The organism is Flavobacterium sp. W21_SRS_FM3 (genome assembly GCF_052113625.1).
Classification (GTDB): Bacteria; Bacteroidota; Bacteroidia; order Flavobacteriales; family Flavobacteriaceae; genus Flavobacterium.
Genome location: NZ_JBGQOD010000012.1, coordinates 1 through 24,871, shown reverse-complemented (window position 1 = coordinate 24,871; position 24,871 = coordinate 1). Strand labels below are relative to the sequence as shown.

General features: G+C 34.3%; 21 protein-coding genes. 14 read left to right on the top strand and 7 right to left on the bottom strand.

Translation table 11 applies throughout. From position 1 onward, the window contains the following. Positions 1-9 precede the first annotated feature (9 nt). The 6 genes from secA to ACEN2K_RS14215 all read left to right on the top strand — a co-directional run bounded on the left by secA (position 10) and on the right by ACEN2K_RS14215 (position 7,271). A complete protein-coding gene (secA, locus tag ACEN2K_RS14240) occupies positions 10-3,351 on the top strand; it encodes a preprotein translocase subunit SecA (protein ID WP_441760005.1) in 3,342 nt (1,113 codons plus the stop codon). 325 nt (positions 3,352-3,676) lie between these two features. Further along, the gene (locus ACEN2K_RS14235; protein WP_441760004.1) at positions 3,677-4,228 is read left to right on the top strand and encodes an STM3941 family protein; all 552 of its coding nucleotides are present in this window, start codon (positions 3,677-3,679) and stop codon (positions 4,226-4,228) included. 112 nt (positions 4,229-4,340) lie between these two features. Continuing rightward, positions 4,341-5,150 (top strand): hypothetical protein, encoded by an 810-nt coding sequence (locus tag ACEN2K_RS14230; protein WP_441760003.1) that lies wholly within the window; start codon positions 4,341-4,343, stop codon positions 5,148-5,150. Positions 5,151-5,294: 144 nt separating this feature from the next. Next, positions 5,295-5,801, top strand: coding sequence for a hypothetical protein (locus tag ACEN2K_RS14225; RefSeq protein WP_441760002.1), 507 nt, complete (start codon positions 5,295-5,297; stop codon positions 5,799-5,801). 179 nt (positions 5,802-5,980) lie between these two features. Next, on the top strand, positions 5,981-6,178 hold the full coding sequence (locus ACEN2K_RS14220; protein WP_441760001.1) for a hypothetical protein: 198 nt from the start codon (positions 5,981-5,983) through the stop codon (positions 6,176-6,178). 595 nt (positions 6,179-6,773) lie between these two features. Further along, positions 6,774-7,271: a hypothetical protein gene (locus tag ACEN2K_RS14215; protein WP_441760000.1), complete on the top strand. Its 498-nt coding sequence runs from the start codon at positions 6,774-6,776 to the stop codon at positions 7,269-7,271. 199 nt (positions 7,272-7,470) lie between these two features. Here the strand turns inward: ACEN2K_RS14215 and ACEN2K_RS14210 are convergent, their stop codons facing one another. Both ACEN2K_RS14210 and ACEN2K_RS14205 read right to left on the bottom strand, forming a co-directional pair. Then, on the bottom strand, positions 7,471-8,133 hold the full coding sequence (locus ACEN2K_RS14210) for a TrmH family RNA methyltransferase (RefSeq protein WP_441759999.1): 663 nt from the start codon (positions 8,131-8,133) through the stop codon (positions 7,471-7,473). Positions 8,134-8,240: 107 nt separating this feature from the next. After that, positions 8,241-10,256: an ATP-binding protein gene (locus ACEN2K_RS14205; RefSeq protein WP_441759998.1), complete on the bottom strand. Its 2,016-nt coding sequence runs from the start codon at positions 10,254-10,256 to the stop codon at positions 8,241-8,243. A gap of 265 nt (positions 10,257-10,521) precedes the next feature. Between ACEN2K_RS14205 and ACEN2K_RS14200 the strand changes: the two genes are divergently transcribed. The 3 genes from ACEN2K_RS14200 to ACEN2K_RS14190 all read left to right on the top strand — a co-directional run bounded on the left by ACEN2K_RS14200 (position 10,522) and on the right by ACEN2K_RS14190 (position 15,204). Beyond that, entirely contained in the window at positions 10,522-11,214 is a 693-nt protein-coding gene (locus tag ACEN2K_RS14200; RefSeq protein WP_441759997.1) for an SIR2 family NAD-dependent protein deacylase, read from the top strand. Between the two features lie 67 nt (positions 11,215-11,281). After that, entirely contained in the window at positions 11,282-12,628 is a 1,347-nt protein-coding gene (purB, locus tag ACEN2K_RS14195; protein ID WP_441759996.1) for an adenylosuccinate lyase, read from the top strand. A gap of 338 nt (positions 12,629-12,966) precedes the next feature. Next, positions 12,967-15,204: a cation:proton antiporter domain-containing protein gene (locus ACEN2K_RS14190; protein ID WP_441759995.1), complete on the top strand. Its 2,238-nt coding sequence runs from the start codon at positions 12,967-12,969 to the stop codon at positions 15,202-15,204. A 61-nt stretch (positions 15,205-15,265) separates the two neighbouring features. On the opposite strand, the gene guaB is transcribed toward ACEN2K_RS14190, so the two are convergent. The 4 genes from guaB to ACEN2K_RS14170 form a co-directional block, all read right to left on the bottom strand. Then, on the bottom strand, positions 15,266-16,738 hold the full coding sequence (gene guaB, locus ACEN2K_RS14185) for an IMP dehydrogenase (protein WP_441759994.1): 1,473 nt from the start codon (positions 16,736-16,738) through the stop codon (positions 15,266-15,268). Positions 16,739-16,963: 225 nt separating this feature from the next. Then, entirely contained in the window at positions 16,964-18,352 is a 1,389-nt protein-coding gene (locus ACEN2K_RS14180; protein ID WP_441759993.1) for a DUF5723 family protein, read from the bottom strand. Then, complete coding sequence (locus tag ACEN2K_RS14175; RefSeq protein WP_441759992.1) at positions 18,349-18,897, bottom strand: hypothetical protein; 549 nt, start codon at positions 18,895-18,897, stop codon at positions 18,349-18,351. Before ACEN2K_RS14175 ends, ACEN2K_RS14180 begins: the two co-directional genes overlap by 4 nt. Positions 18,898-19,004: 107 nt before the next feature. Then, on the bottom strand, positions 19,005-19,868 hold the full coding sequence (locus ACEN2K_RS14170; RefSeq protein WP_441759991.1) for a hydroxymethylglutaryl-CoA lyase: 864 nt from the start codon (positions 19,866-19,868) through the stop codon (positions 19,005-19,007). Between the two features lie 209 nt (positions 19,869-20,077). Between ACEN2K_RS14170 and ACEN2K_RS14165 the strand changes: the two genes are divergently transcribed. Both ACEN2K_RS14165 and ACEN2K_RS14160 read left to right on the top strand, forming a co-directional pair. Continuing rightward, positions 20,078-20,689, top strand: a complete 612-nt coding sequence (locus tag ACEN2K_RS14165) for a hypothetical protein (RefSeq protein ID WP_441759990.1) — start codon at positions 20,078-20,080, stop codon at positions 20,687-20,689. Beyond that, positions 20,686-21,384 carry a DUF3307 domain-containing protein gene (locus ACEN2K_RS14160; RefSeq protein WP_441759989.1) on the top strand — a complete coding sequence of 233 codons (699 nt, stop codon included), beginning with the start codon at positions 20,686-20,688 and terminating at the stop codon, positions 21,382-21,384. The genes ACEN2K_RS14165 and ACEN2K_RS14160 overlap by 4 nt, the downstream gene beginning before the upstream one ends. Positions 21,385-21,447: 63 nt before the next feature. On the opposite strand, the gene ACEN2K_RS14155 is transcribed toward ACEN2K_RS14160, so the two are convergent. Beyond that, on the bottom strand, positions 21,448-22,470 hold the full coding sequence (locus ACEN2K_RS14155) for a quinone-dependent dihydroorotate dehydrogenase (RefSeq protein ID WP_441759988.1): 1,023 nt from the start codon (positions 22,468-22,470) through the stop codon (positions 21,448-21,450). A 146-nt stretch (positions 22,471-22,616) separates the two neighbouring features. On the opposite strand from ACEN2K_RS14155, the gene ACEN2K_RS14150 reads away from it, so the two are divergent. From ACEN2K_RS14150 to ACEN2K_RS14140, 3 genes are all read left to right on the top strand, one after another. Then, positions 22,617-23,162, top strand: coding sequence for a histidine phosphatase family protein (locus ACEN2K_RS14150; RefSeq protein ID WP_441759987.1), 546 nt, complete (start codon positions 22,617-22,619; stop codon positions 23,160-23,162). Positions 23,163-23,262: 100 nt separating this feature from the next. Continuing rightward, a complete protein-coding gene (gene pepT, locus ACEN2K_RS14145; RefSeq protein ID WP_441759986.1) occupies positions 23,263-24,540 on the top strand; it encodes a peptidase T in 1,278 nt (425 codons plus the stop codon). Next, positions 24,541-24,871 (top strand): DUF1801 domain-containing protein (locus tag ACEN2K_RS14140; protein ID WP_441759985.1); only part of this gene is annotated, 331 nt, incomplete at its 3' end. It abuts the gene before it with no gap.

The following is a 24,871-nucleotide window of genomic DNA, read 5'->3' as shown; positions in this document are numbered from 1 at the left end:
AACCATATTATGAGTTTCATAAATAGCATTATTAAAGCCTTTGTCGGAGACAAGTCCGAGAAAGATGTTAAGGCTCTACAACCTTACTTAACTAAAATAAAAACTTTTGAAAGTAGCTTGATCGCTTTGTCACATGACGAATTAAGAGCACGTACTTTCTTTTTTAAAGACCAACTTAAAGAAGCGAGAGCAAATATCGATGCTAAAATCGCTAACCTACAAAAAGAAGTAGAATCAATTGAAGATATTGATAAAAGAGAAGACATTTACGTTGCTATCGATGCTCTAGAAAAAGAAGCTTACGATATTTCAGAAAAAACTTTATTAGAAATCCTTCCTGAAGCTTTTGCAGTAGTAAAAGAAACAGCTAGACGTTTCAAAGACAATTCTGAAATAACGGTTACTGCTACAGCTAGAGATAGAGAATTTTCTGCTACTAAGCCTTACGTTTCTTTAGATGGTGATAATGCTGTTTGGCAAAACAAATGGAATGCTGCTGGTAAAGAAATCACTTGGGACATGATTCATTATGATGTTCAATTGATTGGTGGAATGGTACTTCATATGGGTAAAATTGCAGAGATGCAAACCGGTGAAGGAAAAACATTAGTGGCGACTTTACCTCTTTACTTGAATGCCTTGACTGGAAACGGTGTGCATTTAGTAACTGTGAATGACTACTTAGCAAAACGTGATAGTACTTGGAAAGCACCTTTATTTGAATTCCACGGTATGACTGTTGACTGTATTGACAATCACCAGCCGAGTTCTGAAGGAAGAAAAGCGGCTTATAATGCTGATATTACTTATGGTACAAATAACGAATTTGGTTTTGACTACCTAAGAGATAATATGACCCATTCTCCTAACGATTTAGTACAAAGAAAACACAACTATGCGATTGTCGATGAGGTGGATTCTGTATTAATCGATGACGCGAGAACACCTTTGATTATTTCTGGTCCAGTACCACAAGGAGATCGTCATGAGTTCAATGAATTGAAACCAAAGATTGAAAACTTGGTGGCTATTCAACGTCAATTAGCAAATGGATTCTTAGCGGACGCTAAAAAATTAATCAAAGAAGGCAACACTAAAGAAGGTGGCGTTTTACTTTTAAGAGCCTATAGAAGTTTACCTAAAAATAAAGCATTAATTAAGTTCTTGAGTGAAGAAGGAATTAGACAATTACTTCAAAAAACAGAGAACCAATACATGCAAGACAACAATCGCGAAATGCACAAGATTGATGAAGCCTTGTATTTTGTAATTGAAGAAAAAAACAACCAAGTTGAGTTGACAGATAACGGAATCAAATTCCTTTCTGGAGATACTGATGCTGACTTTTTTGTCCTTCCAGACATTGGAACTGAAATCGCAGCTATCGAAAAGAAAAACTTGGAGAAAGATGCAGAAGCGGAAGAGAAAGAAAAATTGTTCCAAGATTTCGGAATCAAAAGTGAGCGTATTCATACGTTAACACAATTATTGAAAGCTTACTCTTTATTCGAAAAAGACAATGAATATGTAATCATGGACAACAAGGTCATGATTGTTGATGAGCAAACAGGTCGTATCATGGATGGTCGTCGTTATTCTGACGGATTACACCAAGCGATTGAAGCGAAAGAAAATGTAAAGATTGAAGCAGCTACACAAACATTTGCTACAGTAACTTTACAAAACTACTTTAGAATGTACAACAAACTAGGTGGTATGACCGGAACTGCGGTTACTGAAGCTGGGGAGTTATGGCAAATATACAAATTGGACGTAGTAGAGATCCCTACTAATAGACCAATGGCAAGACAAGATAAAGAAGACTTTATCTACAAAACAACTCGTGAAAAATTCAATGCAGTTATTGAAGATGTAACAGCACTTTCTCAAGCAGGAAGACCAGTACTTATTGGAACAACCTCTGTAGATATCTCTGAATTGTTAAGCAGAATGCTTAAAATGAGAGGTGTTCAGCACAATGTATTGAATGCTAAAATGCACAAGCAAGAAGCACAAATCGTTGAAGAAGCGGGTAAACCAGGTGTAGTTACTATAGCAACTAACATGGCTGGTCGTGGTACCGACATTAAGTTATCTGCCGAAGTTAAAGCAGCGGGTGGTTTAGCAATTATAGGTACAGAGCGTCATGACTCTCGTCGTGTTGACCGTCAGTTAAGAGGTCGTGCAGGACGTCAAGGAGATCCAGGAAGCTCTCAATTTTATGTATCTCTTGAAGACAACTTGATGCGTTTATTTGGTTCTGAAAGAGTGGCTAAAGTAATGGACAAAATGGGATTAGAAGAAGGAGAAGTAATCCAACATTCTATGATGACTAAGTCTATTGAACGTGCTCAGAAAAAAGTAGAGGAAAACAACTTTGGTGTACGTAAACGTTTGTTAGAATATGATGACGTAATGAACGCTCAACGTGAGGTTGTGTACAAACGTCGTCGTCATGCCTTGTTTGGAGAACGTTTAAAACTGGACATTGCAAATATGCTTTACGACACTTGTGAAGTAATCATTCAAGATACAAAAGCAAATAACGATTTCAAAAACTTCGAGTTTGACTTAATTCGTTACTTCTCTATTACCTCTCCTGTGAGTGAAAGTGATTTCATGAAATTGAGCGAAATTGAATTAACTGGAAAAGTATACAAAGAAGCTTTAAAATATTACAACGAGAAAACAGAGCGTAGCGCTAGAGAAGCTTTCCCTATCATTCAAAGTGTTTATGAAGATCAAAACAACCAGTTTGAGCGCATTGTCGTTCCCTTTACAGATGGTGTAAAATCATTAAATGTGGTAACTGATCTAAAGAAAGCATACGAGACACAAGGGAAACAATTAGTAGCTGATTTTGAGAAAAACATCACCCTAGCAATTGTTGATGAAGCTTGGAAAAAACACTTACGTAAAATGGACGAGTTGAAACAATCCGTTCAACTAGCCGTTCATGAGCAAAAAGATCCATTGCTTATTTATAAATTTGAAGCGTTTAACTTGTTTAATGCAATGTTGAATGGAATTAACAAAGAGGTGATTTCGTTCTTGTTCAAAGGTGATTTACCAGCAAGAGAAAACCAACATATTCAAGAAGCAAAAGAAGTACGTCAACAAGAAGACTACCAAACTTCAAAAGACGAAATTGTAAGTAGCGAAGCAGCAAATCAAGAAGCTGGGCAAACGCAACAACGCCAAGTTACTGAGACTATCGTTAGAGATATGCCAAAGATCAACCGTAATGACACTGTTACTATTCAAAACGTGGCAAGCGGACAAACACAAGAAATGAAATACAAAAAAGCCGAAAGCTTAATCGCTTCTGGAAAATGGGTTATTGTGAACTAATAAAGTTACATTTCTTTATAATATTAAAATCCTCAATTACGTAAGTAGTTGGGGATTTTTTTTATATGCTGAATGTAAACCAGCTTATACTTTATAACAGTAGTAAAAGTTCCTTTAGGAGCTATTTCCTGCTATACGTTGCAATCTTTTCCTTTTTAAAGAAAAAAGTAAAAGGATTTCCACTGCTATCAGGGCTAGGGTAAACATCTAATTCATTGTTTAAGAATATATAAAAAAGTTGTATATATTTGATTATATAAATTAGTTAGCGGTCAGCATAAAGACAACGAGAAAAAGACAACAATTATTAGAAAAAACATTTAAAATGGATAAAATTGAAATACCGTTAAGTAAAACAAAATTATTACTAGGGATTGCTGGCTCAATTCTATTTATAGTTCTTGGAATATGGTTGTTTACTTACTCAGATGAGTTTCAGAATATGCCGTTGAGAATCCTAAGAAATCCAACAATAATTAAAATTGCTGGAATTGCAGGAGTTTTGTTTTTTGGTGCTACAGGATTTTATGGAATTAAAAAAATGTTTGAGAATAAGGTAGGACTGTTAATTGACGATAATGGAATTATTGACAATACAAATGCTTCAAGCATTGGACTTATTAAGTGGTCTGAAATAATGGAAATCAAAACAGAACAAGTAATGTCGACAAAATTTCTGCTCATATACACAAAAGACCCGAACGGAATTTTAGCAAAAGTTACGGGAATAAAACGCAGGGTTATGGCTGGAAATTTGAAAATGTATGGTACACCAGTATCAATAACTTCCAATACACTAAAATATAACTTTTATGACTTGGAAAAACTACTAAAAGACAGACTGAATAAACAACGTGAAATTATGCCGAACCGCTAACAGCCATTTTGAGCTAGCTAGAATTTAGTGGAATTACCGTTTCGCATTAAGTTTTCGTTAAGCCGAAAACTGAGCGTTTACGAACTACCAGCCATCTCAAAGTAGCAAAACGTTGGCTGTTATTTTAATGCAAAAGATGAATAAGTGTAAATTATGTAAAACTAATATTGCTGACAAAATGAATTCTCACATAATTCCAAAATTTATGTGTAAAAGACTTTTTGAAGATGCAATACCGAGACATTCTATTGAAATCAACAATAAAGGGAAATCAAAAAAAATACAAGATTCTCCAAAAGAAAATAATATTCTCTGTACAAGTTGTGAAAAAAAAATTGAGATTTTAGAAACTTATTTCTCGAAGAAAATAATTGATATTCACAATTTTTCAAATGTAAAAGACAGAATAGATTTAGAAACTATTTCGAACGAAAAACATTTAATTTGCAAAAATATCAAACCGACAATGTTCAAACTTTTTATTTATTCGTTAGTTTGGAGAAGTTCAATATCGAAATTAATTGAATTTGAGAAATATCATATTGATGACAAAGTAGAGGAAGAATTAAGATTGTTTTTAAATGACAATTTGAAAATAACTCATAAAGAATTATTAGAAAATATCGAAAACGATATTAGATATCCTTCTTATCATTTTTGTTTAATAAAACCAATTACTAGAAATAAGCAATCAAGAGGAATCTTCACAGCATTTAATTTAGGAGAAAAAGCACATTTGTTAATGTTGATTGATTTTGCTGTCTTTTTTTATACAGATGAAAACTCAATCGGCCCAATTTTAAAATTCTATAGTAATAAACAAAATGAAAAAGTAATTATTGCTATGGGAGGTATTGAAAAATGGATAGATTTAAATCGAATGATAGTTAATAGAATGCTAGATAAAAAAAACAACAGGTAACTGCCACTACAACGGATTTGGGCATTTGGCTTAATGGAAAAATGGTCTTGTATTTGGAAGTTTTGGCAAATCCGAAGAATAGGCTTAATTTAGTCCCAAACCCGCTGTAGTGCCAAGACCTTAGCGGTAACCTTAAAGAAAAAAATGGCGAAAGCGAAAAATTTAAATGGACTTCCTGGAAATTTAGCCCTTAGTTATTTGAGTACTCTTGGATATTATGACGGTGGCTATGTGGCTGACTGGCTAAACTATATTGCTAGAGAAAAAAATGTAGCCGAAATTGAAATAGATATTTTAAACAAAAACATAATTCCAAAAGAAGTTGCAATAAAACCTCTTTCCGCAGACCTTGAAAAACTAAAAGTTATAATACAAACCGAACTGAAAAATAACGCCTTTGAAATGTCCTTTATAAAAAAAGCAATAATTCGTTTTGAAATCCCTATAGACTCCCCAACTATTACGCGGACAATTTATTGTTATCCTTATTTAGAAAACGAAAACGGAAAAATATATAAACCAAAAAAAAGAATAATGGAAACAGCTTATGAAATTAGTTTTAATTCTGTCAGCAAAACAGAAATTGAACCTAAAAAAACGAAACTGTCTCTCTTTGGAAAGATCAAACGAATGCTAAAAGGCAACAGCTAACAGACATTTTGAGCTAATTGGAGTTTAGTAAAATTACCGTTTCGCATCAAGTTTTCGTTAAGCCGAAAATACTCGGATATCGAAACCTTGTGCATCGTGTAGCTGCGAAACGTTATATTACAGCTTGGAAGGAATAAACTAAACAAATAATATTTTTATAATAATTAAAATTTTTAAAGATGAGTTTAAAAACAATTGAAGTAAAAAATACAGATGGCTTGACATTAACAATATTTGTTAATCATATTGTAGCAGTTATAAATAGAAATGATTTCTCAGAATATAATCACAGAACAGCTATAATTACAACAGTTGAGAAAGTACTTATAAAAACAAACGTTGAATATGGAGAAATAATAAAATTAATAAACAGTTGATTCATTTTTAACAAATTTATTGTTTTTTTCCGCCTTTTTAAAAGCAAAAGAATTGACTTTTTTAAGTTTTTCATAATCATTAACTAATTTGTTTTTGTTCTTTTGACACAATAATAATTTTTAAAATAAAAGATATATAATAAAAATTAAAAAACATTTACTGAAAATACGGTTTTTCTTATTAAGGTTAAGCCTAGTTTGTTAAACCAAAATAGGCTTTTATCGGCTTCCTGCCGACTGGAATAACCTAAGTTTAACTTTTAATGTTGAGATAACATGGAAACAATTATTGCTTTAGCATTTGTATACTTAATTGTATGGGAAGCCAAAAATAATTAATCTAGACTTTGATATTATCTTTTCTTTTTAAGAACAAATAATTTTAAATTTGAATCCGCTTAGAATCGGTGCGGAAACTAAACCGAAAATTGAAATGGCGAAAAAGCCAATTTGCCAACAACCATTTTGAGCTAGCTGGAGTTTAGTAGAATTACCGTTTCGCATAAAGTTTTCTGCAAAGCAGAAAGTTGAAGGTTACCAACTTCCAGCCATATCAATGTGGCAAAACGTTAGCATTAATGTTAACTGAAAGAAAATGAAAAAATATATTTTAATTATTCTAATATTTTACGGCCTAAAATCAACTGCACAAAACGCAATTCCAAGATTTGTTAAGCTAACTTCCGCTGAAACAAATGCTGTTGTGCAAAAACTTAATTGGGATGATAATACTATTTTAATTATCAATTTCATCACTCCTTTGGATTCATCCGGTAATAGCATAGCAGAAGCAACTACAGTTAGCTATTGGAATGATTTTTACAAAAATTTTGATTCTAAAAAGTTCAAAGTTAAATTAGTGTATTCAGACTGTGTTGGAAGGGAACAACTAAAAAACAGCAAATTAATCCACTTGGACAACGATGAAGTTCTACGTACGATTTTTTTTCCTAGAGATAAAACTTGCTCAGGAATAGCGGTTTTAAATAAAAAAGGCAGCTTTAAAATAAAAAGTGGTACATATACTCAAGAAGATATAGAGGAACTAGTTGCACAATTGATTAATGAACAAGTGGATTCTATAAAGAAGTAAAATAATTAAACGTTACACAGTGAAAAAAAATATACCTACTTAAATTAAAAAACAAATCGTAGCGTTTGTAACGCGGTTTATAATAAGAAACTTACTTACTTTAACTCATTACATACTTTGTCGAAAAACTGGATGTGATTGCTTCACAGTTCGCAGTGACTCAGCTAATGGATATAAACTCTTTTGAGTGCTTGTTATACTAACTCGGATTTTCCTCAAAATACCTTGCTTCAATTCTCTTAATGTCTTTTATAGAATTTTTAGCCCAAGCCAGGCGTTTTACAAGTATTTCTTCTTCGGACAAATGCCAATCAATATTGGACTTTCTTAATCTGTTCGTTAGGTTTTGAATGATAATAGCAGCCGAAACAGAGATGTTCAAGCTTTCTGTAAATCCTACCATTGGAATTTTCAGAAAACCATCGGCACGTTGTAAAATCTCTTCAGATAATCCATCTCTTTCAGTTCCAAAAAACAAAGCACTCGGTTTTGTGATATCAAAATCATCCATCAAGCAATCATTGTCATGTGGTGTTGTTGCAATGATCTGGTAGCCTTTATTTTTCAAAGTATCGACACAGTTAGTTATACTATCAAAGGTATTAATATCGACCCATTTTTGGGCTCCCATTGCGATTTCCTTATCGATGCTTTTTCCGTAGCGCTGTTCGATAACATTTAATTCTTGGATCCCAAAAACTTCGCAGCTACGCATCACCGCACTAGTATTGTGCATTTGGAATATATCTTCAACAGCAATAGTAAAATGATTGGTTCTATTTTCCAGTACTTTCAAGAATTTCTCTTTGCGGTTATCAGTAAGGATGTTTTCAAGAAAATTAAGGTAATCGATATCGACCATTTGACTATTTATTTTTTTTGCAAAAATAGAATATTTGAGTCAGCTTTTAAATTAATACTACAAATCTATTTTTCTACTATAAACAACAAATCCAAAGTACTATTCAGCTATTTTTCTATCGATTTACTGACAATTTTGCGTCCCCATTTATTGATCTTACTGATTAATTCGTCTCTTGTGTACGGCTTCGAAATATAGTCATCCATTCCGGCGTCAAAGGCTTTTTTTGCATCTTCATTCAAAGCAAAAGCGGAGAGACCAATAATGATTATATTTTTAAATTTACTGTTGTTTCGAATCTGCTTAGTGGCATCAATCCCATTTAACTCTGGCATTTGGATATCCATTAGAATAATATCATACTGCTCATTATGAAGTTCTTCAATTAACTCATGACCGTTGTACACCTTTTTTAATTCGAGTGCTTGTCCTTTGAGAATACCTTCAACCACCTTCTGATTTATCTCCACGTCTTCTGCCGAGATGATTTTAAGATGATTATGGATTTTTTTATTTTCGATTACCATTTCTTGAGAACCTTCAACTAACAAAGCGTCTTTAAAAGGTAAAGTAACAATCACAGTCGTTCCTATCCCAGTAACTGAATGGAAAATGATTGTTCCACCCATCAAATCAATAAGCCTTTTAACGATAGGCAAGCCTAATCCTGTGCCACCATATTTTTTGGTTAGAAAATGTTCTCCTTGATCAAAAGGATCATACAGCTTTTCTTTTTTACTCTCACTGATACCAATTCCTGTATCCTGCACAATTATTTCTAATTTATTAGCTGCTAATTCTTTTAATGATAATTTTATAAACCCGGTGGCAGTAAATTTAAGTGCATTAGACAGCAGGTTGTTTAATATATGTAAAAGCGAACTTTCACTTATCAGTAAATACCGTTTCATTTTAATATTGAACTCAAAAATAAACTCTACTCCTTTCACCTTAGCTTGTTCCTCATACAATCTAGATACTTTTCTAACCACGTTATAAATATCCAGTACTTCCTCTGTAGTAGCATAATTTCCCGAATCTATTTTTGAAATGTGCAAAATATCATTGATAATACTTAACAAGTTATTTGAAGCGGTATGAATAATATCCAAGTATTCCTTCTTTTCATCATCTGTCTCAATGTGTGTCAATATATCTATAAAGCCCAAAATTCCGTTCATGGGCGTTCTAATTTCATGACTCATATTAGCCAAGAAATCTGATTTAGCCTTATTTGCAGATTCTGCTATTTGTGTTGCCTTGATCAGTTCTAATTTGTTTTTGTGTAATAAGCCATTATCTGCTCGAAGTCGCTTATTGTATTTTTCGACTAATGCTTTGTTAACGATTAACTTTCTTATCAATACAATTAAAATGTAAAACAATACTACCATCATAATTATGGTAAAAACAATAATGAGAGTCAGTATAAGTTTTCCTCTGACTATATGTTTCTCTACCTCCTTATTTGTTCTACTGTCAATTTTTGCAAAAAACGCATCAATTGGTTTCATTATCCCAGCCTTGTCAACATGGTATTGAGGTCCGAAAACCAAGTTGATTGCCATTTCTTTATTTGGCTTTTTATGAATGGTATAATTTCCTCCTTTGTCTTTATAGACCCCTTTCACAGCGTTCATTGCCATAATTTCGGTAGAGGAAAGTTGGTCAGAAAGCGTTTTTGACTGATACAGTTGCGCAAATTCTTTTTTTGTAAAACCCATTTTGGTCATCATTTCAACCAGAGAGATTACATTTTTATCTCCATGAAAATATTTTTCATTCCCTATTACCAAATCCCAATAAACCCTATTGTAATTTGAAGGCACTGTTTTTTTTCCGTTGCGAATATTCAAAATATCCCAATATATTTTTTCGTATTTAGAATCACCGGTGATGACGAAGGTTCTTGAAAATCGAGTAAGGTCATCAGAACTTTGCCTCATTAAATCAGCAGTTAAGCGTGACTGCTGCCTAATTTCCTGCTTGCTATTAAGTTCATTAATATTTGTATACAGCGCATAAGATAATAACACTACAATACTAAGTAATACAATAAAAAAAATATATACATACCGGTATACAAATCCATTATTTGTCTTTTCAAAAATTTTATTTCTCATAACGACAGCTTTATCATTCTACATCATAGCCCAAAAAAATTTGGACACTATTTTTTTTTTAAAAGCAACTATATCAATAAGTTAAAAAACACTAAATATAATTAAAATTAATTTTGTTTACTTTCTATACTTTTATTTTTTTAAAAACTAAACGACAATTCGACATAAAAAGAGAAAACCTTTTTAATTAATTTCTTAATTTGCATCACTAGGAAAGTTTACAATTACTACTAACCTTCGCATAAAATTTTTAGCAAATCTACTCATGAAAAAAAAATTAGTGGTTTTGACAGGAGCTGGCATCAGTGCCGAAAGTGGCATCAAGACTTTTAGAGACAGCAACGGTCTCTGGGAAGGACATAATGTTATGGATGTTGCCACTGCAGAAGGCTGGCATAAAAATCCTGCTTTAGTTCTTGATTATTATAATCAGAGACGAAAACAACTAAAGGAAGTACAGCCCAATCTAGGGCATCAAATTCTGGCAGAATTAGAATCTCAATTTGAAGTGCACGTCATTACACAAAATGTAGATGACTTGCACGAACGTGCGGGAAGTTCTAATGTTTTGCACTTGCATGGCGAGTTATTAAAAGTAAGAAGTACAAAAAATATTAATTATATCCTGGATTGGACAAGCGATTTGAATTTTGGTGATGTAGATACTGAACAAAACCAGTTGCGACCACATATTGTTTGGTTTGGTGAAGAAGTGCCTGCTTTAGAACAAGCGGTCAGTATTACTGAAACTGCTGATTTTTTTGCTGTTATTGGAACCTCCTTACAAGTCTATCCAGCAGCTGGCTTAATCGACTTTACAAAAGCTTCAATTCCGCTTTTTTACATAGATCCTAAACCTGCAAGCATTCCGAATTTAAGGAATCCGTTGCAGGTGATTCCAGAAATGGCATCTGAGGGAATGAAACAACTAAAAAAGAGGCTAATTGAGTTCATTTAAAAAATAATCCTTTTCGAAATTGCCCTTAAAGGTTTATATTTGTGCCTTTCCAATAAATAACACAACAATGACTACTTTAAACGAATTGAATGCTATTTCTCCTATCGATGGAAGATATAGAAGTAAAACCCTTTCTTTAGCTCCATTTTTCTCGGAAGAAGCTTTAATCAAATACCGCGTATTAGTTGAAATCGAATATTTCATTGCATTATGTGAAGTGCCTTTGCCACAACTAACAGCTGTGAATCCCGATGTATTTGAAAGCTTACGCAACATCTATAAAAACTTTTCTACAGAGAACGCGCTATGGATCAAAGAAACGGAAAAAGTAACCAACCACGATGTAAAAGCGGTAGAGTACTTCATTAAAGATGCGTTTGAAAAATTAGGTTTATCACAATACAAAGAGTTCATCCATTTTGGTTTAACTTCTCAAGACATTAACAATACGGCGATTCCGCTTTCTACAAAAGAAGCTTTTGAAAAAGTTTATATGCCCTCATTGATCACATTAACTTCAAAATTAAAAGAGTTAAGTGTAGAATGGAAGGACGTACCCATGTTAGCACGTACACACGGACAGCCTGCTTCACCTACTCGTTTGGGTAAAGAAATTGGCGTTTTTGTTGAGCGTTTAGAAGAGCAAATGCGTTTGTTATTCAATATTCCATTTGCTGCTAAATTTGGAGGAGCAACCGGAAACTACAATGCACACCATGTGGCCTATCCACAAATTGATTGGAAACAATTTGGAGGAAAATTTGTCGAAGACATTTTAGGATTGCACCACTCTTTCCCAACAACTCAGATTGAACATTACGATCATTTTGCAGCCTTTTTTGATGCAATGAAAAGGATCAATACGATCATTATCGATTTAGACAGAGATATTTGGACTTATGTTTCCATGGAATATTTCAAACAAAAAATCAAAGCAGGAGAAATCGGTTCCTCTGCAATGCCACATAAAGTAAACCCAATTGATTTTGAAAATTCAGAAGGAAATTTAGGAATAGCAAACGCTATTTTTGAACACTTATCAGCTAAATTACCGTTGTCAAGATTGCAACGTGATTTAACAGACAGTACTGTTTTAAGAAATGTAGGTGTGCCAATAGGACACACAATCATTGGATTTGAGGCTACTTTAAAAGGATTGAATAAATTGTTATTGAACGAACCAAAGTTCCACGAAGATTTAGAGAAAAACTGGGCAGTTGTAGCAGAAGCAATTCAAACAATCTTACGTCGTGAAGGCTATCCAAATCCTTACGAAGCATTGAAAGGTTTAACTAGAACTAATGAAGCTATTGACAAAAATGCTATTCATGGTTTTATAGGAACGCTTGATGTATCTGAAGCTATAAAAGCCGAATTAATGCAAATTACACCTAGCAATTTCTTAGGAATCTAGACTTGAAAATAAAAAATATTAACTTACACCTTATCATTTTATAGATTTTAATAAAAGTGTTTTCATCCTAACGGATATAAATTGAAAATCTTCAAAAAAAGCTATCTTTATCGATAGCTTTTTTTAAGTCCCTAAACTACAATAGTGTTTAGAAAATCAGAAGTACAACTTTATACAATAGCACTAGCCCAGAATGCAATGAAAAGCCTAGAGGGATAAAAACTATTTTTATGGCATTATGCAGAGTGACCAACGGAAACTCCTGCAAACTGCCTGATAAAAAAGTTTTTTGACCGAAAGCTTGAAATGAAAAGCTGGATTAGCTACAACAATAAATTATGAGCGCCGCAGCAACAATAGCAGAAACGACAACACATTTAGAACCATTAATTAGCGACTTGGGATTGATCTTGATGACCGCCGGTATCGCCGTTTTACTATTTAAAAAGTTAAAACAACCCTTAGTATTAGGTTATCTAATTGCGGGATTCTTAGCGGGTACGCATTTCGACTTTTTCCCTTCTGTTAAGGATGTTAAAAGTGTCGAAGTTTGGGCAGAGATCGGTGTCATCATTTTACTATTTAGTTTGGGTCTCGAATTTAGTTTTAAGAAGTTGATGAAGGTGGGAGGTACTGCCTCCATTACTGCCGTCACCCAGATTATATCGATGGTATTGATGGGATTCTTGGCCGGAAAATGGATGGGCTGGAGCCAAATGGACTCGATATTTTTGGGTGTCATCCTTTCTATATCTTCGACTACTATTATTTTAAAAACCTTTGACGAACTGGGTGTTAAGGCTAAAAAATTTGCCGGAATTGTGATTGGTTCGCTTATTGTGCAGGATATCGTTGCCATTTTAATGATGGTTTTACTCTCTACCGTTGCAGTAAGTCAAAAGTTCTCTGGAACAGAATTGTTGATGTCCATCCTAAAACTTATCTTTTTCCTGACGGCTTGGTTTATGGGAGGTATCTTTTTTATTCCGTCTTTACTAAAGAAAGCTAAGCATTTATTGACAGATGAGATGTTGTTAATTATTTCGCTTGCGCTTTGCTTGATGATGGTTATTTTGGCTTCAGATGTTGGTTTTTCACCAGCCTTAGGGGCATTTATCATGGGTTCCATCATTGCCGAAACGACGCAAGCCGAACATATCGAACATTTAGTAAAACCCGTTAAGGATTTGTTTGGTGCAATTTTCTTTGTATCTGTTGGGATGTTGATTGATCCTGTAATGTTATATGAGCATGCGATACCGGTATTAATTCTGACCTTTGTGACGATATTTGGACAATCGATTAGTTCTACCATTGGAGCGCTTATCTCAGGCCAACCTTTAAAACAAGCTGTGCAAACTGGAATGAGTTTGTCACAAATTGGAGAATTCTCCTTTATTATAGCAACGCTAGGTATGTCAATGAATGTAACGAGTTCTTTTCTATACCCAATTGTCGTTGCCGTATCAGCCATCACCACTTTTACTACACCTTTTATGGTGAAAATGGCGGTGCCTTTTTCGGAAATATTAGAGCGAAAACTACCTCGTAAATGGGTTAAAAATATTGCTAGATATAGTACTAATGCGCAAGCTATTCGTTCTGTGAGTACATGGCAAATCGCGATACGTGCCTACTTAATGCAGATTATTCTCAATACAATAATCATTACCTCCATTATCTTATTGTCTGCTAATTTTATACTGCCGATAGTAGAAGATTCTAAATTTGGTAATGCGATAGCTGCCTTAATAACCATAGTTGTTATTTCGCCATTTTTATGGGCATTAGCACTCCGTCGTGTAGCCGTAGAACAAGTAGATGCATTGTATAAAGAACGTAAATATAGAGGTCCCATTTTGATGATGATCTTTTTTAGAATGGGACTTGCTTTGTTTTATATTGGTTTTTTATTGAACATATTCTTCTCCCCAATCATTGCCTTTTTTGCTTTATTAGTAGCCATAACTACCTACTACTTTTTCCCAAAGCAATTGCATGCGCAATACCATAAAATTGAAAATCACTTTCTAAAAAACCTCAACAATAGAGAGGTAAAAAAAGTAGACCGTCGTCATGCAAATCTAACACCTTGGGATGGACATATGTCTACCTTTGAAATTGCTAAAGAATCCAGTTTGGCTGGAAAGACCCTTAGGGAACTGCAGGTGAGAGAAGATTTAGGAATCAATATCGCCTTTATAAAACGTGGTGAATTGACGATTCAAATTCCGAATAAACTAGAGCGATTGTTCCCTGGGGACGAAATTTGTGTCATTGGTACCGACGAACAGGTAGAGCAATTTTCGAATTATCTAAAACTGAATGAAATTAAGGAACCTTTGAAAAAAGATAACAACCTTGTCTTAAAACAAATAGAACTCAATAATCCTGAATTTATAGGAGTCAGCGTGGGCCAATCTAAATTGCGCGAGCGTACCAATGGTTTGCTTGTAGGAATTGAGCGTAACGGGCAACGAATATTGAATCCCGAGTCGAACATTGTTTTACAAAAAGACGATATTTTATGGATCGTAGGAAACAACAAATTAATGAATTCCTTATTTCCAGAATAAAAACAAAAAAGGCAAAAGTAAACTACTTTTGCCTTTTTTAATTGGATCTATTTATCCTAAACTATCTTGAATAATTAGGTGCTTCTTTTGTAATGGTTACATTATGAGGATGACTTTCGGCAATTCCGCTAGAAGTTAAACGCACAAAACGTCCTGTTTCTTGTAATGTAGGAATGTCTTTTGAACCACAATACCCCATTCCGGCACGAAGACCACCAATGAACTGCAACATACTTTCGTTCAATTCACCTTTGTAAGGTACACGTCCTACAATTCCTTCTGGAACTAATTTTTTCACATCATCTTCTACATCTTGAAAATAACGATCTTTAGAACCTGTTTCCATCGCTTCTACGGATCCCATACCTCTGTATGATTTGAATTTTCTACCTTCAAAAATGATAGTTTCTCCTGGAGATTCTTTCGTTCCTGCAAGAAGAGATCCTAACATAACGCAGGCAGCACCTGCAGCAATTGCTTTAGGAATATCACCTGTATAACGAATACCACCATCAGCAATTACCGGAACACCAGTTCCATGTAATGCTGCTGCTACTTCTAATACAGCAGAGAATTGAGGAAAACCAACACCAGCTACCACACGTGTAGTACATATTGAACCAGGCCCAATTCCGACCTTTACACCATCAGCTCCGTTTTCTACTAAAAATTTAGCTGCTTCTGGAGTAGCAATGTTTCCTACGATAACATCGATCTGAGGGAATTTAGCTTTTACTTCTTTCAACGTATTTACTACACCTTGAGTATGTCCATGTGCAGTGTCAATGATAATAGCATCTACTCCGGCATTTACTAAAGCTTCTGCTCTTTGAACTGCATCACCAGTAACACCAATAGCAGCTGCTACACGCAAACGTCCGTAAACATCTTTGTTAGCAATAGGTTTTTGAGTTAATTTAGTGATATCTCTAAAAGTGATTAAACCCACTAATTTATTAGCTGCATTTACCACTGGAAGTTTTTCGATTTTATGACCTTGTAAAACAACTTCAGCTTGTTCTAAAGAAGTTCCTTCAGCAACGGTAACCAAGTTCTCACTTGTCATCACTTCTACTATTGGTCTAGAATTGTTTTTTTCGAAACGTAAATCTCTATTGGTTACAATTCCTTTAAGTGTTTGATTTTCATCTACAATTGGAATTCCGCCAATACCAAATTCTTTCATTGCATTTTTAGCATCAGCAACAGTAGAGGTTAACGGTAAAGTTACTGGATCAATGATCATTCCTGATTCAGCACGCTTTACTTTACGCACTTTGGCAGCCTGCTGCTCAATAGTCATGTTTTTATGTAAAACACCAATTCCTCCTTCTTGAGCCATAGCAATTGCCATTGCGCTCTCTGTTACTGTATCCATAGCTGCAGATACAATAGGAACGTTAAGTGTAATGTTTCGTGAAAATTTTGATTGAATACTCACTTCGCGAGGAAGCACATTTGAGTAGTTAGGAACTAATAATACATCATCGTAAGTTAAACCTTCGCCGATAATCTTGGAGTTGTGTGCTATCATGTTGCAATTTCTAGTTGAATTGCGTGCAAATATAGCAAATTATTTGATTTAATGCTCGAAAACATACAGTTTTAATATTTAACGCTTTAAATCAAGGCTACTGCAGTCCACTTTCAATTATGCCCTAGCTAACTATGTAATGATTATTATAAATTTGTGTTTATTATAGAATCCTGCTGATAACTACTCTATAAATTTTAATAATAATAATAATAATAGCTGAATTTAATCATTAACTTCTTTAAAAATAAAGTTGAAACCAAACTGGAATGACAAACTGTTTGCCTTAGAAACATCACGATATTCCAGTAGATTATCTGCAAGTAAGTACATATTTAGTTTCCCAATTTGTGCTGACAGTCCCAAGCCAATATTAGTGTAGGAGAAGGAATCTAACGTATAAGTCGCCTTCACATTTAGATTTTTAACAAGTTGGCGTTGATAATAAGCGGTGAGTGCCATTATGGGTTTTCTAGGCAAGGTCATCACAAACAATTGACCACCCACGGCACTTTTAAATTCATTTTCTTCTCCGCTGCAATTACAATCTGCAGTTCTAGATTCATCGAATGAATACTGGTAAGACGCATTTAATTTAGCAGGTCTCCAAGTTGTATATTTGGTGTAAACCGAATCATACGGAATGGCATTTTGAAATTCTTCGTAGGTACTTCCTGAATTATTAGCCGTATCAAAATTAGGATTAACCCCTTCATACTTATAGTAACCTTTATAAGTAAATGTCTTCACTTCTTTGCTGTGTTTGATAAAACCCACATCTGTAATACTTGCCGTTATCTGGGTATTCTTCTTTGGATAATAAGTAAAACCAGCATCAAATCCGAGTCCTAAATTGCCTCCAAAAAGTGTCTTTTTTATGATATCACTGGCGGCATCGCCTTCGTAATCATCTTCAAAATATTTAGCTACCCCCGAAGTATTCAGCTCTGAATCAGAATAAATCACTTGTTCATAAATGGTGTTCTCGCCTGGGATCGTATAAATGTATCCTGAATTATTTGTAGTTTGAGCATTAAAAGCACTTGAATAAAGTTTAGCCCTTCCCCCTACTATGAAATTTTCATTTAGATTTTTATGATAACCAATATGCAGTACAGAAAGCATTTCGGTTTTCATATTTAGATCCCCTAGGTTAAAAACTTTTCCTAAATGATCTCGATTACCGTCTAGCGCAATGATGGCCAAATCTTTAGGCATATAGGAAACAAAATCAAATTCTTGGTACATACCAAAAGATACGTATCCTTTTTTCTCCCAGTTTCCCAGCTGAAAGCCACCTGTAAATAATTCGACTTGTTCATTAACAAGCAATTTGTCATTCCTTGAAACAGAGTTAACAACTTGACGCAGCTTAGTATTGAAATTCACATCGTTTTTAGCATATAAGTCATAGGTTGAAAAGCCTGTAGAGCCCACATTTGCAGAAATACCTGAAAGCAATGGTACACCAAAATAATATTTATATTTCACATCAGCTCCAGGATTACTCATCATTGACTGAGGAATAGAGGTGAAGTTATATAAAATTTGTTTGTTTTGTGAAAGACTACTAAATGAAACAATCAGTAGTAAAAGCAAGTACTTTATCCTCATTTTATCTCTAAATAAACGGTTGCACTTGACTTAAGTTTTAAATTCCCTGGACTATTTGCTGTTAATGGAGTTCCCGGAGCCATCGTAAGCATAAAAGCCATTCGTTTTGTACTCTTCAGTAAAGCCAACTTATTATTCTCAAAAAACTCTGTGGTCTTAACTACATTTTCTGAGCCAGTATACGCGGGGACAGTCATTGGGATAGTGTAGAGAATTTGATCATTTTTATCCAACAGAAGGATATTAATAGTATATGCTCTGGAAATGGTATTGCTTATTTCAAAATAGAAGTCGGCTCTTTTTAAATTATCTCGAAAAAAAGAATCCCGAAAAACATCAAAATCCTGCGCATCAAAGAGTAAGTTATTTTCTACTCCATTAGTTACAAACTGTGGAGCAGCTATATCAAAATAAGTAAGATTAGCTACAATTACAGGTTCTAACAACAGTTCATTTGCCTGATTAAAGTCCAAATCACTACTGCATGAAAAAGCAAACAGGCTGAATAGCGTGAAGACCAATTTTTTAATGTGTGTTTTTTTCATAATCATCATCATGCTTATAGGATACACTATGCTAGCTATTTAGAACGTATGCTAAGTCAACTTATTATATACCAATTGCTGTTATCCAACGATACTATTATTTCTCATTAATGAAATTCACCAAATAACTTAGAAGCTTCATTATAAGCACTTTCAAAACTAAGCGGATTCAAGTTGGTTGCTACTTTATTAGCAGTAAAATAAGACAGTAATTTCTCTGTAGGCATATTGCCCGTTAAATCATCTTTAGCCATTGGACAACCACCAAAACCTTGAATTGCACCATCAAAACGGGTACAGCCCGCTTTATAAGCTGCATCAATCTTTTCAAACCATTTGTCTGGAGTGGTATGTAAATGAGCTCCAAATTCAATCTCTGGATATTTCGGAATTAAATTAGAAAACAAATAACTAATCACGTCTGGAGTGGAGCTTCCTACAGTATCGGATAAAGAGAGAATTTTAACTCCCATAGTAGATAATTTTTCTGTCCACTCTCCTACAATTTCTACACTCCAAGGGTCTCCATATGGATTACCAAAACCCATAGATAAATAAGCAACCACTTCCTTATTTGTTTGATCAGCAATTGCTAAAATTTCACTCAGTGTGACTAAAGATTCTGCTATAGTTTTATGCGTATTTCGCATTTGAAAATTCTCAGAAATCGAAAATGGGAAACCTAAATACTGAATTTCAGCATGCTTTGAAGCTATTTCAGCACCTCTAGTATTTGCAATTATAGCTAAGAGTTTGCTAGTAGTTTGAGACAAATCCAGTTGGGATAAAACAGTTGCGGTATCTTGCATTTGTGGAATCGCTTTTGGAGAAACAAAACTCCCAAAATCAATGGAATCAAAACCTACTCGCAGCAACGCTTGCAGGTAAGCCACTTTCCTGTGTGTAGGAATAAAAGGTTTGATACCTTGCATGGCATCACGTGGACATTCTATAATTTTTACTGGCTTCATATAGTTTCAAAGATAATAAAAGTGACAAAGTAGCAAAGGTTTCTTATTTAAAGTTTTTAAAAAATTGACGCAAAACAGTACCTTTAAATATTCCATATTATGGTAATATTTTAAATTATTACATTATTTGGTAATATTAATTATTATTACGTAATTTGATAGTATCTAATTAAATGCCACTAAAATTTTAATTTTAATTATATTTGAACATGACTAGCATTATCACCGCCGACATAATTAACTCACGTAAACGTTCTCCTTCTATATGGATGGACGGCTTGAAAAAAGTGTTGAATCGCTTTGGTACCACTCCTAAACAGTGGGAGATTTATCGGGGGGATGAGTTTCAGCTGGAAGTCAATAACCCTGAAGACAGTTTGCTGGTCGCTTTCCATATTAAGGCATATTTAAAAAGCGTACAGTTAGATGTTCGCATTAGTATTGGTTTTGGGGATAAGACCTACGTAGCCGATACCATATCGGAAAGCAATGGATCTGCATTTGTACGCTCAGGACTTCTTTTTGATACCTTAAAACAGCAAAAAAATAATCTTGCCATTCAAACAAGCAATGCTGCGTTTGATGAAGAGATAAATTTGATGCTGCGTTTAGCCATGACATTCATGGATAGCTGGTTAGTTCAATCATCTGAGTTTGCTCTAGTAACTTTAGAGAACCCTACACTTTCACAAGAGGAAATAGGGTTGTTACTGCATATTAATCAAGCCGCAGTAAGCCGTCGAAGAACGAGAGCTAAATTTGACCTTGTGATGGACCTAGAGCGCTATTTTAGAAAAAAAATAAAAACAATAGACCTATGATTATTTTTATAAAATTATTTTTAGCACATATTCTAGGGGATTTTGTATTGCAACCAACTTCTTGGGTCGCTGATAAAGAAAAGAAAAAACATAATAGTATCTACCTCTACTTCCACATCGCTTTACACGCCATTTTGGCTTTCATTCTTGTTGGAAAAATTGATTTTATAGGATTAGCGATAGTACTTGCTGCGCTCCATGGATTTATTGACTATGCTAAACTTCGATATCAAAAAAACAAGACAAAACGAAGTTGGTTTCTACTGGATCAAGCCCTGCATATTATGGTCATCATTGGAATAACCTACTTGTATACAAATGAGCCTCTATTTCTATTTTCGTTTGACAAATCGTTTTGGATGTTGCTAACTGGGGTTGTTTTCTTGACAAAACCCACATCAATCATCATCAAAAACGTAATTTCCATCTGGACTCCAGAAAGCAAAAACAGCCATGACGATTCATTATCAAATGCGGGAAATTACATTGGAATATTAGAGCGCTTGTTTGTGTTTAGTTTTATAATCACGGGCCATTTTGAAGCCATCGGATTTTTATTAGCGGCCAAATCTATTTTTCGTTTTGGTGACTTAAAAGAAGCCAAAGATCGAAAATTAACCGAGTATGTACTAATAGGAACTTTATTAAGCTTTGGGATTGCTCTACTAACAGGACTTCTTGTACAAGTTCCCTAATTCTAAAAACAAAAAGTCTGCTAAATATTTTCTAGCAGACTTTTAACTATTGAAATAAGCGGCTTATTTCATTCGCCTCAAAATCTTTTTATTTATTGCTTTTACTAGTGCTGGTCCTTCATAAATAAATCCAGTGTACAACTGCAATAAACTTGCACCAGCTTCTAATTTTTCAATTGCATCATCGGCAGAATGGATTCCACCAACACCAATAATTGGAAAAGCTTTATTACTTCTTTCAGATAAAAAACGAATCACCTCTGTAGAACGTTTGGTTAACGGTTTTCCTGACAACCCACCCATTTCCGTTTTATTGACAGATTGCAATCCCTCACGAGAAATCGTGGTATTCGTTGCAATTACTCCTGCAATTTTTGTCGAAGCCACAATATCAATAATATCAAGCAATTGCTCATCAGTTAAATCGGGAGCAATTTTTAATAAAATAGGCTTCTGTTTGGGCTTTGCCAAATTCTTATTTTGCAATGTTTGTAACAGTTGTGTTAAAGGTTCTTTGTCCTGCAATGCACGAAGATTAGGCGTGTTTGGCGAACTCACATTCACTACAAAATAGTCCACATAATCAAACAGCGCATCAAAACAAATTTCGTAATCAGCAGTTGCATCTTCATTAGCCGTAACTTTGTTTTTACCGATGTTCCCTCCGATTAAAACGCCATTATTCTTCTTTAATCGTTCTACCGCTTCTAGCACCCCGCCGTTATTAAAACCCATACGGTTGATTATTGCTGAATCCTCCTTTAAACGAAACAAGCGCTTTTTAGGATTACCTTCCTGCCCTTTTGGTGTTAAAGTCCCTATTTCTATAAATCCAAAACCAAAATTAGATAGCTCTTTGTATAATTTAGCATCTTTATCAAAACCTGCAGCCAGTCCCACTGGGTTTTTGAATTTTAAACCAAAAACTTCTGTCTCTAATCGCTTATCATCAACCAAATAAAGCGATCGATATATTGCCGAAAATCCAGGGATTTTTGAAGTGAACCGTACTAATGAAAAGGTAAAATGGTGAATTTTTTCGGGATCAAAAAAGAAAAATAACGGTCGAATAAGTAGTTTGTACATAGCTTTTTAGTTGTGTGCTGCAAAAATAGAATTATCTCCCCGATAAATAAATATTTCGACCTAAAAATTAAAGAAGCTGTTAAAGACGTATTTAATGCCCCTATTTTGAATAATTAGCAATAAATTAGTGCCCTTAAATAAGCAACATGAAAAATTATATCAGTTTAGCATTTCTCTTTATATCTATAACTCTTTTTGCACAAAAAGAAACGGCAACTACAATTTATATGGTACGCCATGCCGAAAAAATGACCGATAACCCTCAAGAGAAAGATCCTATTTTAACTTCAAAGGGAAATGAAAGAGCTTTAGCTTTATCAAAACTCTTAAACGCCGTTTCTCTAGATGCCATTTATTCTACTGATTACAAACGTACTCGAGCTACTGCCGCAGCTACCGCTAAAGACCAACATTTAGAAATACAATTGTATGATGCTAAAAATATAAAGACAGCCGCATCTTCTATGCTACAGAATAACAAAGGTAAAAACCTATTAATTGTAGGGCATTCAAACACCGTGCTAGAAACTATTGAAGCGATGGGTGCTAAAAGACCATTTGATAGTATTGCTGATCAAGACTATAATAATTTATTTTTACTGATCATCAATCCAGACGGTTCTACTGAAGTTACAGCAATGCATTACGGAGCGCCAAACAGTTATACAGAGGGCGAGCAAATGATGCACTAAACACAATTTTTCATCAGTATAAATACTACTCATAATTGGAGTTTTACTGGCTGAATTCTAAATAAACCTTATCTTTGACCTTCATTAAAAAAATACTTTTATGCAACATATTATTGATCGTTTCATCAGTTATGTAACTGTTGATACAGAGTCAGATCCAAACTCAGACACCACTCCAAGCACTGCAAAACAATGGGACTTAGCTAATCAATTAGTAGAGGAACTAAAATCGATTGGAATGCAAGAGGTGACGATAGATGACAAATCATATATCATGGCTACTTTACCCAGTAATGTCGACCATGAAGTACCTACTATAGGTTTTGTTTCCCACTTTGATACGACTCCTGATTTTACTGGAGCAAATGTAAACCCGCAAATAATCAAAGATTATGACGGAAAAGACATTATCTTAAATGCAGAGCAAAACATTGTTTTATCTCCTAGTTATTTTAAAGATTTATTACAGTACAAAGGGCAAACTTTGATCACTACCGATGGAACTACTCTTCTTGGTGCAGATGACAAAGCTGGAATTACCGAAATTGTTACAGCAATGGAATTCCTAATCAAAAATCCAGAAATTAAACATGGTAAAATTAGAGTGGGATTCACACCTGATGAAGAAATTGGTCGTGGAGCCCATCATTTTGATGTAGAGAAATTTGGTGCTGACTGGGCGTACACTATGGATGGTAGTCAGATAGGAGAATTAGAATATGAGAATTTTAATGCGGCTGGAGCCAAAATTACTTTTAAAGGTAAAAGTGTGCATCCAGGTTATGCTAAAGGAAAAATGATTAATTCTATGTTGATCGCTAATGAATTTATCAATGCATTACCAGCTGACGAAACACCACAAGAGACTAAAGGTTATGAAGGCTTTTATCATGTACACCATTTAACTGGAAGTATTGAGGAGACTGTTTTGGAATTAATTATTAGAGACCATAGCAAGAAAAAATTCGAGAAAAGAAAAGAAAAAATCCAAAAAATAACGGCAAAGATCAACAAGAAATTTGCCAAACAATTTGGAGAAGATATTGTGATAGCTGAGATCAAAGATCAGTATTACAATATGAAAGAAAAGGTAGTCCCTGTTAAACATATTGTTGATATCGCTGAAAAAGCAATGAGAGAATTAGACATTAAACCATTAATTAAACCCATTCGTGGCGGAACAGATGGTTGTCAATTATCTTACAAAGGGTTACCCTGTCCTAACATTTTTGCAGGAGGCCACAATTTCCATGGTAAATACGAATATGTTCCTGTTGAGAGCATGCAAAAGGCGGTAGAAGTAATTGTCAAAATTGCTGAGCTGACGTCAATGCCTAATCACGGATTAGAAGTTCCTAAAACTAAAAAAAGAAAATAAGTGGAAGCTGCAACACCAAAAAAACATGTTTGGGACAAGAATAATAACTGGACGGAAGAACTGAATCTTCTAAAAGAAATTATTGCAAAAACAGAGCTGATTGAGACAACTAAATGGGGAGGCCCAGTTTATGTTTTAAATGGTAAAAATGTAATTGGTATTGGAGGATTTAAAAGTTATTTCGGAATTTGGTTTTACAATGGCGTCTTTTTAAAAGATGACTCTAAAGAATTGGTGAACGCGCAAGAAGGACCCACGAAGTCCTTACGACAATGGCGTTTCAATACTATTGAAGAGGTGAATGAAAAAAAAGTGTTAGCGTATATTGTAG

Coding starts and splice junctions, on each gene's coding strand:
- secA (WP_441760005.1), top strand. CDS start 10: ATGAGTTTCATAAATAGCATTATTAAAGCCTTTGTCGGAGACAAGTCC.
- ACEN2K_RS14235 (WP_441760004.1), top strand. CDS start 3,677: ATGGATAAAATTGAAATACCGTTAAGTAAAACAAAATTATTACTAGGG.
- ACEN2K_RS14225 (WP_441760002.1), top strand. CDS start 5,295: ATGGCGAAAGCGAAAAATTTAAATGGACTTCCTGGAAATTTAGCCCTT.
- ACEN2K_RS14220 (WP_441760001.1), top strand. CDS start 5,981: ATGAGTTTAAAAACAATTGAAGTAAAAAATACAGATGGCTTGACATTA.
- ACEN2K_RS14215 (WP_441760000.1), top strand. CDS start 6,774: ATGAAAAAATATATTTTAATTATTCTAATATTTTACGGCCTAAAATCA.
- ACEN2K_RS14210 (WP_441759999.1), bottom strand. CDS start 8,133: ATGGTCGATATCGATTACCTTAATTTTCTTGAAAACATCCTTACTGAT.
- ACEN2K_RS14205 (WP_441759998.1), bottom strand. CDS start 10,256: ATGAGAAATAAAATTTTTGAAAAGACAAATAATGGATTTGTATACCGG.
- ACEN2K_RS14200 (WP_441759997.1), top strand. CDS start 10,522: ATGAAAAAAAAATTAGTGGTTTTGACAGGAGCTGGCATCAGTGCCGAA.
- purB (WP_441759996.1), top strand. CDS start 11,282: ATGACTACTTTAAACGAATTGAATGCTATTTCTCCTATCGATGGAAGA.
- ACEN2K_RS14190 (WP_441759995.1), top strand. CDS start 12,967: ATGAGCGCCGCAGCAACAATAGCAGAAACGACAACACATTTAGAACCA.
- guaB (WP_441759994.1), bottom strand. CDS start 16,738: ATGATAGCACACAACTCCAAGATTATCGGCGAAGGTTTAACTTACGAT.
- ACEN2K_RS14180 (WP_441759993.1), bottom strand. CDS start 18,352: ATGAGGATAAAGTACTTGCTTTTACTACTGATTGTTTCATTTAGTAGT.
- ACEN2K_RS14175 (WP_441759992.1), bottom strand. CDS start 18,897: ATGAAAAAAACACACATTAAAAAATTGGTCTTCACGCTATTCAGCCTG.
- ACEN2K_RS14170 (WP_441759991.1), bottom strand. CDS start 19,868: ATGAAGCCAGTAAAAATTATAGAATGTCCACGTGATGCCATGCAAGGT.
- ACEN2K_RS14165 (WP_441759990.1), top strand. CDS start 20,078: ATGACTAGCATTATCACCGCCGACATAATTAACTCACGTAAACGTTCT.
- ACEN2K_RS14160 (WP_441759989.1), top strand. CDS start 20,686: ATGATTATTTTTATAAAATTATTTTTAGCACATATTCTAGGGGATTTT.
- ACEN2K_RS14155 (WP_441759988.1), bottom strand. CDS start 22,470: ATGTACAAACTACTTATTCGACCGTTATTTTTCTTTTTTGATCCCGAA.
- ACEN2K_RS14150 (WP_441759987.1), top strand. CDS start 22,617: ATGAAAAATTATATCAGTTTAGCATTTCTCTTTATATCTATAACTCTT.
- pepT (WP_441759986.1), top strand. CDS start 23,263: ATGCAACATATTATTGATCGTTTCATCAGTTATGTAACTGTTGATACA.